We start from the raw sequence: 8,611 nt of genomic DNA on the forward strand, positions 1-8,611 counted from the left end.
TGCGCCGCCCCGGGGCGGCTGGTGCGGGCGCTCCCGGCCGGGTCCCGGCCGGGAGCGCCCGTCGGTCAGGAGGGGACCACCAGCGACAGCCGGCCCTTGCCGTAGCCGGGGACCTCGACGGCGAGGTCGAGCCGGTTGAAGGCGGCGAGCATGCCGGCGACGTCGCCCGGCAGGTCGTCGCCCGGCGCGTACAGCTGGTAGAGCTTCGAGTGCGGGGCACCGGGCACGTTGAACAGCGCCGACAGGACGTTGACGACCTCGTGCAGGGCCTCGGTGAGCATCGCGGTGAGCTCCCCGTCCTCCTCGACGACGTCCTGGACCCCGCCGGGGGGCAGCAGGGCCAGCGCGCCGCCGGTCCAGGCCGACAGCGGCAGGTCCATGACGCACAGCGCGTTGACGGCCATGGTCGGGCTGACGTAGACGGCCACCGAGACGGGGTCCTTCTCGGTCGGCGTCACCGGGGCGCCCGGCGTCACCGCGACGGGCTTGCCGACGAGGCCGGACAGCATGTCCTTGACGGCCTTGGCGTCGGGCACGACGACGGTCAGCGGCGCGGTCACGCGAGCACCCCGTCGAGGTGCTCGGTGAAGGTGTCCGCGGTGAACGGCTTGGCGATGAGGAACAGCGCGCCGGCGTCGGCGGCCTTCTCCCGCATCTCCGCCGACCCCTCCGAGGTCACGAAGCCGAACGGGACGGTCGAGCCCGAGCCGCGCAGCGCCTGCAGGCACTCCAGGCCGCTCATGTTGGGCATGTTCCAGTCCGACAGGACCAGGTCCGGGCTCTCGCTCTGCACCTTGTCGTAGGCGTCGCGGCCGTCCTCGGCCTCGACGATGTCGTGGTCGTCGTAGCCGGCCTGCCGCAGGGTGCGGATGACGATCTGCCGCATGACGCGGCTGTCGTCGGCGACCAGGATCTTCACAGGGGCACCTCGTTCTCTTCCTCGGCGTGCGACTGCACGGAGACGGTCAGGGGCTCACCGCGCCACAGGACGGCGACGCGGCAGGTGTCGGCCTCGCGGCCGGCAGGCGGGGTGTCGCCGGTCTCGGGCAGGCCGAGCACCGACGGGCCGGGGAGGACGGCCTTGACGTTCCCGCCGACGACGTTGGCGAGCTCGCCCAGCGCGTCGTCGACGTCCTCCTCCTCGAGCGCGGCGGGGGCGTGCTCGCGGAGCAGGGCCCGGGTCAGCTCCTGCGCCGTCCCCCGGCCGCAGGTGAGCACGACGGCGCCGGTCCACGGGCCGACGATCTCGACCCAGGCGCTGCGCGTGTCCGCGGGCAGCGGCGCCGGCAGCGGGACGAGCACCTCGTCCTCGCCGACGAGCGCGCACCACGCCTGCTCGGTGATCTCCTGGACCGTCGCCTCGTCGATCAGCTCGCGGACCGCCGGCGGGCGGTCGGACGCGCGGCGGCGCAGCCCGGTGTCCGGACGGATCACAGCGAGACCTCCTGCGGGAGCAGGCCGAGCAGCGCGAGCTTGTCGCGGATGGCGTCGGCGGTGAACGGCTTGATGACGTACTCGTGGGCGCCGGCGGCCAGCGCGCGCACGATCTGGCCGTGCTCGCTCTCGGAGGTGACCATCATCAGCGTCACCGCGCGCCAGGCCGGGTTGGCGCGGACGGCGTTGACGAACTGCAGGCCGTCCATCACCGGCATGTTCCAGTCGATCGTGCAGAGGTCGGGCACCCAGCCCTCGTGGAGGACGTCGAGCGCCTCCTGGCCGTGGCCGGCCTGCCGGGTCTCGTAGCCGAACCCCTCGAGGGTCCCGGTCACGATGCGCCGCATGGCGCGGGAGTCGTCGATCACCAGAGCACGCACGGTCATGCCCCCTTCAGCGGGCGGTAGGCGGAGCTGCGGCCGAGCACGACCCGGCTCCAGGAGTCGTCGACGCCGAGGGTGGTCTCGGCGGCACCGAGGAACAGCCAGCCGTCGGGGCGCATGAGCTCCCGCACCCGGCGGAGGATCGCCTGCTTGGTGGGCAGGTCGAAGTAGATGAGCACGTTGCGCAGGTAGACGACGTCGAACGGGCCCATCCGCGGCAGCGGGGCGGCCAGGTTGCACTCCCGGGCGGTGACCATGCGGCGCAGGCCCGGGGCGACCTCCCACTCGCTGCCGGCCCGCTGGAAGTGGCGGACCAGCATCGGCGCGGGCAGGCCGCGGTTCACCTCGAGCTGGCTGAACCGGCCGGCCCGGGTGCGCTCCACCATCTCGCGGGAGATGTCGGTGGCCGTGATCGAGACCCGCGCCGAGGCGTTGGGCAGCGCGTCCTCGAGCAGCATCGCGACCGTGTAGGGCTCCTGGCCGCTGGAGCAGGCGGCCGACCAGATCTGCAGCCGCTCGGCGGGACCGCGGGCGGACAGCAGCGAGGGCAGCACGGTCGAGGTCAGGGCGGTGAACGGGTCGCCGTCGCGGAACCACGAGGTCTCGTTGGTGGTCAGCGCCTCGACGATGGAGCGGGTGTCGTCCGGGCGGGGGCGGCTGCGGACGGAGTCGACGAACGCGTCGACGTCGGTCAGCCCCATCCTGCGGGCCAGGGGCAGCAGGCGGGCCTCGACGAGGTACTCCTTGCCCGGCGCGAGGACGATCGCGCTCTCCCGGTGCACCAGCTGGCGCACCCAGTCGAAGCGGGTGGCGGTGAGGGTCATCGTGGTGCTCCCGTCGCGTGGATCAGGGGGGCGGGCTGCGGCGGGATGCCGGGGACGGCGCGGCCGAGGTGGCGGGTGATCGCCTCGGCGACGCGGTCGAGTGGGAGGACCTCGTCGGCGAGGCCGGCGGAGGCGACGGCGCCGGGCATGCCCCACACGACCGAGGTGGCCTGGTCCTGGACGACGACGGTGCCGCCGGCGTCGCGGACGGCACCCGCGCCGCTGCGGCCGTCGGAGCCCATGCCGGTGAGCACCACGGCGAGGACGGCGCCGTCGTAGGCGGTCACCGCGCTCCGGAACAGCGGGTCGACGGCGGGCCGGCAGAAGTTCTCCGGCGGGCCCTGCGACAGGACCGTCGTCGCGCCGCGGCCGGTGCCGCGCACGGTGAGGTGGTGGTCGCCGGGGGCCAGGTGGACGGTGCCGGGCAGCAGCGGCGAGCCGTCGGCGGCCTCGACGACGCGCAGCGCGGAGAGGCGGTCCAGCCGCTGGGCGAACTGGCGGGTGAAGACCGGCGGCATGTGCTGCACGAGCAGGACCGGCACCGGGAGGGCGGCCGGCAGCGCGGGGAGGACCCGGGCCAGCGCCTCGGGGCCGCCGGTGGAGGAGCCGATGACCAGCACCGCGGGCGCCTTGTGCGGCGCGCTGCGCGGCGCCGGCGGGCGGGGCGCGACGGGGGCCGCCACGGGGCGGGCCGCGCCGAGGCCGACCGGGCGCCCGGTGAGGGCCTTGATCTTCGGGATGAGCTGCTCGCGGACGCTCTCCATCGACTGCGCGACGCTGCCGACGTTGGCCGGCTTGGTGACGTAGTCGTTGGCGCCGGCGGAGAGGGCGTCGAGGGTCGCCGCGGCGCCGCGCTCGGTGAGCGTGCTGAACATGACGATCGGCACCCGGTCGCGGCGGGCCCGGATGGCGCGGACCGCCTCGATGCCGTTCATCTCCGGCATCTCGATGTCCATCGTGACCAGGTCGGGCTTGAGCGCGTCCAGCTTGACGAGCGCGAGCCTGCCGTTGACCGCCGTGCCGACGACCTCGATGGCGGGGTCGGAGGACAGCACGTCGGTCACGATCTTGCGGACGACGACCGAGTCGTCGACCACCAGCACGCGGATCGGGTCCACACGTCCTCCTGCTCCGGCGACGACGGCCGGCGGGGGCCGTCGTCGGGGTCTCGGCAGCGCGGCGGGGGGCCTCAAGGTCAGCTCCGGGCTGTTCCGGAACGTCCTCGGGCGTCCCACCCGCATCGCCTGTCCCAGGAGTTGTCGGCCGTCCCACCCGCCGGGTTGACGCGGGCAGCGCAACCGTTACGGGGTGGGCGGTGACCACGGGCCCCGCGGGGACTTGTCGACCCGCGTGCCGGTGGCGGGGAGCAGCCGGCGCGCGCCCGACCTGCGCGGTCCCGGGGATCGGCGGGTCGACCCTCGGCTCGTCGCCGCTCCCGGCGGCGTGTCACCCCGTGCCGGCGGCGACGACTCGATTCTCGACCGGGAGGCGGCGGGCGGTCGGGCGCCCGCGCGGCTCAGCGGCCGGTGGCGCGGTGCCAGGGGGCGAGCAGCACGCCCAGGGCGCTCGCGTCGAGCAGGTCGCCCATCGTCAGCGCCTGGACGACGCCCGCGAGGGCGTTCCACGAGCCCGTGGCGCCGTCGTGGGCGTCGAGGCCGCCGTCGGCGAACGCGCGGACGGCGAGCAGCTGGGCGGTGGCGAGCGTCCGGGTGCGGCCGGAGACGTGCGCGGCCCACGCGGCCTCGTGCATGGCGGCCGCCCACGGGCGCCGGGTGGCGCGACCCTCGTCGACGGCGGCCCGCCAGCGCTCGCGGCCGCGGGCGTCCAGGCCGGCGAAGGTGGCCAGCAGCGAGCTCAGCTCGGGCGTGGCCGGGCCGAGGTCGGCGTCCGCGCCGCGGGTGCCGGCGTCCGGGACGGCGGCGTGGAACGGCGCCACCAGCTCGCGGTGCACGAGCCGCGGCAGCACGTCTTCGGCCCACTCCCCCACCGCGGCGTCGGCGAGGACCTCGGCGGCCTGCTCGCGGACGTCGTCGTCGGCCTGGGTGAACGCACCGTGCTCGGGGCCGAGGACGTCCTCGCGCAGCAGCCGCTCCAGGGCCGCGGCGTTGCCGATGGTGCCGCGCTCGAGCTGGGCGACCAGGACGGCGGCGCGGTCCTCCCCCGGCTCCGGGGACACGGAGCGCAGCTGGGGCACCGCGGCGGCGAGCTCGCGGGCGCGGCGGGCGCGGACGGCCAGGACGGTGCGCTGGTCGCGGTCGGCGCCGCGGGAGCGGGCACCATCGGCGATCGCGGTGAGCTCGGCGGGGCCGGCGGTGAGCCCGGTGAGCAGCACGTCGGCGACGGCGCGGCCGGCGGGCAGCCGCACCAGGTCGAACCCGAGCGTCGCGGCACTGACCAGCGAGTACGGCACGTCTCCCCCTCCGACGGCACCGCCGTCGAGCAGGCGGTCAGCCCATGCTCGCGGTGATCACCCCGCAACGCCACGCGGCCGTCACCCGATCGCCGGAGGGGCGAGGGGTGACGGCCGCGTGTCGGAACCGGTCGGGTGAGGCGTCAGTGACGCTGTGTCACGCGCCGACCGCCTTCTGCACGTCGAGCGCCAGGAGCAGCTGCCCGTCGAGCTTGTAGGCGCCGCGGATGAGCTCCCGGGCCTGCCCGTCGAGGGTGTCCGGCGGGGCCTCGAAGTCGGCCGCGTCGACGTCGACGACGTCGGCGATCGAGTCGACCAGCAGGCTCACCGCCTCGCCGTGCAGCCGCACCACGATGACGACGGCGTCGGTGCCGGCCGGCCGCGGCGGGCGGCCCAGCCGCTCGCGCAGCTCGATGGCGGTGACCACCTGGCCGCGCAGGTTGATCAGCCCGGCGACGGCCGGCGGGGCCAGCGGCACCCGGGTCAGCTTCTGGCTGCGCAGCACCTCCTGCACGTGCTCCACCTCGACGCCGTACAGGTCGCCGTCGAGCCGGAAGGTGGCCAGCTGCCCGCTGGTGGCGCGGGTGGCGGTCTCGATGGTCACGTCAGACCTCCAGCAGAGCGGACGCGGGGGAGTGGTCGTCGGTGGCGTAGAACGCCGGGTCGGCCGCGAGGATCGCGGCGCGGACGTCGAGCAGCTCGGTCACCTTGTCGCCGAGGACGGCGGAGCCGAGCAGGCCCATGTCGTCGATGTCGCTGCGGACGGCGGCGCCGCCGTCGACGATGTCGAGGATCTCCTCGACGACGATCGCGACGCTGCGGCCGTGGTCGCTGTAGACGATGACCTCGAGCACCTCGCGCTCGCTCGTGCCGTAGGCGCCCAGGTGCCGGTCGAGCCGGACGATCGGCAGGATCGCGCCCCGGTACTGCACGACCTCCCGGTTGCCGACCCGCTCGACGGCCTCGGCGCGCACCTGCTCGAGGCGGGTGACGGTGTCCAGCGGGATCGCCACGCGGCGCCCCTCGCCGATCGCGGCCAGCAGCATGCGCTGGCGCTCGGTCTCCCCGCCGCCGGTGCCGGCGGCGGCCGCCCCGCGGGCCTCCTGCCGCTCGCTGCTCTCGGTGCGCAGCGCGCGGCGGGCCAGGGCCTGGACGTCGAGGATGAGCGCCACCGCGCCGTCGCCGAGGACGGTCGCGCCGGAGTAGAGGCCGATCGCCTTGAGCTGGCCGCCGACGGCCTTGACCACGATCTCCTCGGTGTTGATGACCCGGTCGACGACGAGGCCGAAGCGCCGGCCCTCCGACCGCAGGACCGCGATGACGACGTGGCCGTCGTGCCGGTCAGAAGCGAGGCCGAGGACGTCGGTGAGCCGGACGAGGGGGAGCAGCTCGCCGCGCAGCCGGTAGACCGGTGCGCCGCCGACCTCCTCGACGGCGTTGGCCGCCTTCTCGGCGTCGAGGCTGACCAGCTCCTGCAGGCTGATCTGCGGGATGGCGTAGCGGTCGCCGGCGCACTCCACGGTCAGCGCCGGGACGATCGCCAGGGTCAGCGGGATGCGCAGCCGGCAGACGGTGCCGCGGCCGGGCTCGGACTCGACCTCGATCGTGCCGCCGATGGCCTCGATGTTGGTCTTGACGACGTCCATGCCGACGCCGCGGCCGGAGACGTTGGTGACCGCGGCGGCCGTGGAGAAGCCCGGCAGGAAGATGAGCTGGAAGACGTCGGCCGGGCTCATCCGCGCCAGCTGGTCGGCGGTGACGAGGCCGCGCTCGACGGCCTTGGCACCGACCCTGACCGGGTCGATGCCGGCGCCGTCGTCGGCGACCTCGACGACGACCTGCCCGCTCTCGTGCTTGGCGCGCAGGGTGAGCACGCCCTCGGCGGGCTTGCCGGCGGCGCGGCGGCGGTCGGGGGCCTCGATGCCGTGGTCGACGGAGTTGCGGACCAGGTGGGTCAGCGGGTCCTTGACCGCCTCGAGCAGCGTCTTGTCCAGCTCGGTGTCCCGGCCCTCCATCTCCAGGCGGACGCTCTTGCCGCACTGGATGCCGAGGTCGCGGACGACGCGCGGCAGCTTGGACCAGATGTGGTCGATCGGCTGCATGCGCGTCTTCATGACGCCCTCCTGCAGCTCGCTGGCGATGAGGTTGAGCCGCTGCGAGGCGCGCACCAGGTCGGTGTCGGTGGAGCGGCCCACGTACTGGACGATCTGGTTGCGGGTCAGCACCAGCTCGCCGACCAGCAGCATCAGCGAGTCGAGCAGGTCGACGTCGACGCGGATGGTCGAGTCGGCGACGGCGCGGCGCTGCTGAGCACCCTGGCCCTCGGGGCGGGCGGCCCCGGCCGGCAGGCCGCCGTCGGCGTGGTCGTCGTGCACCTCGTCGTGGTGCTCGTCGTGCACCTCGTCGTGGACGGGCTCGGGCTCCGTCTCGGCGGCCGCCTCGACCACGGCCTCGGCGGCCGCGACGACCTCCGCGGCGGCCTCCGGAGCGATCTCCGGGGCGATCTCCGGGGCGACCTCGGCGGGCGCCCCGGCGACGGCGACGGGCGCAGGGGCGGGGGAGTCCTCCATGGCCGCACTGATCTCGGCGACGACGGCGGAGACGTCCACGCCGCCCTCGCCGCCGGTGGCCTCGATGGAGGCGAGCAGCGAGCGGACGGTGTCGACCATCCGCAGCAGCACGCTGGTGCGCTCGGGGGTCAGCGCGAGGACGCCGTCCCGCAGCCGGGAGAGCATGTTCTCCCCGACGTGGGTGACCTCCTCGAGCCGGCCGAAGGCGAGGAAGCCGCTGGTGCCCTTGATCGTGTGGATGGTGCGGAAGATGCTCGAGAGCCGCTCGCGGGAGTCGGGCTCCTGCTCGAGGGCGACCAGGTCCGTGTCGAGCTGGTCGAGGTTCTCGTGGCTCTCGACGAGGAACTCCTCGACGATGTCGTCCAGACCGTCCACCGTTGCCTTCTCTCTCGCGTGCAGGGGACGGATCCGTCCCCGGATGGTCTTCGGCGGCCCGCCGTCGGACTCAAGGTGAGCGCCGGGCGGCCGCGGGGGTGTCGGGGCGCCTCCCGCGGCCGGCCCCGGAGGCCGGCCGCGGGAGGTGGCCCCCCTGCCGGGCCCCGCCGCGGGCGTGCGGGCGGTGGGGGCAGGGGCGGCCCTCTCAGTACGTGAAGCGGGCGACGCTGGTGCGCAGGTCGGCGGCCATGCGGGAGAGCTCGTCGACGGCGGTGCGCGTCTGGGTCAGCGCCTGGGTGGTGGAGTCCGCCGCGGCCGAGACCCCGGAGATGTTGTCCGCGATCTGCCCCGAGCCCTGCGCCGCCTCGGACACCGACCGGCTCATCTCGTTGGTGGTCGCGGTCTGCTCCTCCACCGCGGAGGCGATGGTGGTCTGCCGGTCGGAGATCTGCGCGACGATCTGGGAGATCTCCCCGATCGCGGCCACCGCGGCGGTGGTGTCGCCCTGGATGGCCTGCACCCGGCGGGCGATGTCCTCGGTCGCCTTCGCCGTCTCCTGCGCCAGCTCCTTGACCTCGTTGGCCACCACCGCGAAGCCCTTGCCGGCCTCCCCGG

10 protein-coding genes are annotated in these 8,611 nt (G+C 74.9%); all 10 read right to left on the minus strand.

What is annotated here, in order from left to right; all coding sequences use genetic code 11:
* Window positions 1-65: 65 nt before the first annotated feature.
* Window positions 66-560 carry a hypothetical protein gene (locus ACI79Z_RS13675; RefSeq protein WP_456902934.1) on the minus strand — a complete coding sequence of 165 codons (495 nt, stop codon included), beginning with the start codon at window positions 558-560 and terminating at the stop codon, window positions 66-68.
* Entirely contained in the window at window positions 557-919 is a 363-nt protein-coding gene (locus tag ACI79Z_RS13680) for a response regulator (RefSeq protein WP_387991880.1), read from the minus strand. The genes ACI79Z_RS13675 and ACI79Z_RS13680 overlap by 4 nt, the downstream gene beginning before the upstream one ends.
* The gene (locus tag ACI79Z_RS13685; RefSeq protein WP_456902935.1) at window positions 916-1,434 is read right to left on the minus strand and encodes a chemotaxis protein CheX; all 519 of its coding nucleotides are present in this window, start codon (window positions 1,432-1,434) and stop codon (window positions 916-918) included. Before ACI79Z_RS13685 ends, ACI79Z_RS13680 begins: the two co-directional genes overlap by 4 nt.
* Entirely contained in the window at window positions 1,431-1,820 is a 390-nt protein-coding gene (locus ACI79Z_RS13690) for a response regulator (protein WP_456902936.1), read from the minus strand. The genes ACI79Z_RS13685 and ACI79Z_RS13690 overlap by 4 nt, the downstream gene beginning before the upstream one ends.
* The gene (locus ACI79Z_RS13695) at window positions 1,817-2,641 is read right to left on the minus strand and encodes a CheR family methyltransferase (protein ID WP_387991888.1); all 825 of its coding nucleotides are present in this window, start codon (window positions 2,639-2,641) and stop codon (window positions 1,817-1,819) included. Before ACI79Z_RS13695 ends, ACI79Z_RS13690 begins: the two co-directional genes overlap by 4 nt.
* Window positions 2,638-3,759 carry a protein-glutamate methylesterase/protein-glutamine glutaminase gene (locus ACI79Z_RS13700; protein ID WP_387991891.1) on the minus strand — a complete coding sequence of 374 codons (1,122 nt, stop codon included), beginning with the start codon at window positions 3,757-3,759 and terminating at the stop codon, window positions 2,638-2,640. Before ACI79Z_RS13700 ends, ACI79Z_RS13695 begins: the two co-directional genes overlap by 4 nt.
* Window positions 3,760-4,157: 398 nt before the next feature.
* Window positions 4,158-5,051, minus strand: coding sequence for a hypothetical protein (locus ACI79Z_RS13705; protein WP_456902937.1), 894 nt, complete (start codon window positions 5,049-5,051; stop codon window positions 4,158-4,160).
* 157 nt (window positions 5,052-5,208) lie between these two features.
* The gene (locus ACI79Z_RS13710; RefSeq protein ID WP_387991897.1) at window positions 5,209-5,655 is read right to left on the minus strand and encodes a chemotaxis protein CheW; all 447 of its coding nucleotides are present in this window, start codon (window positions 5,653-5,655) and stop codon (window positions 5,209-5,211) included.
* Between the two features lies 1 nt (window position 5,656).
* Entirely contained in the window at window positions 5,657-7,996 is a 2,340-nt protein-coding gene (locus ACI79Z_RS13715; protein ID WP_456902938.1) for a chemotaxis protein CheA, read from the minus strand.
* A 205-nt stretch (window positions 7,997-8,201) separates the two neighbouring features.
* Window positions 8,202-8,611, minus strand: a 410-nt coding sequence (locus ACI79Z_RS13720) for a methyl-accepting chemotaxis protein (protein ID WP_456902939.1), incomplete at its 5' end; no start/stop codon positions are given.

The sequence above is a fragment of the Geodermatophilus sp. SYSU D00663 genome (assembly GCF_054050655.1).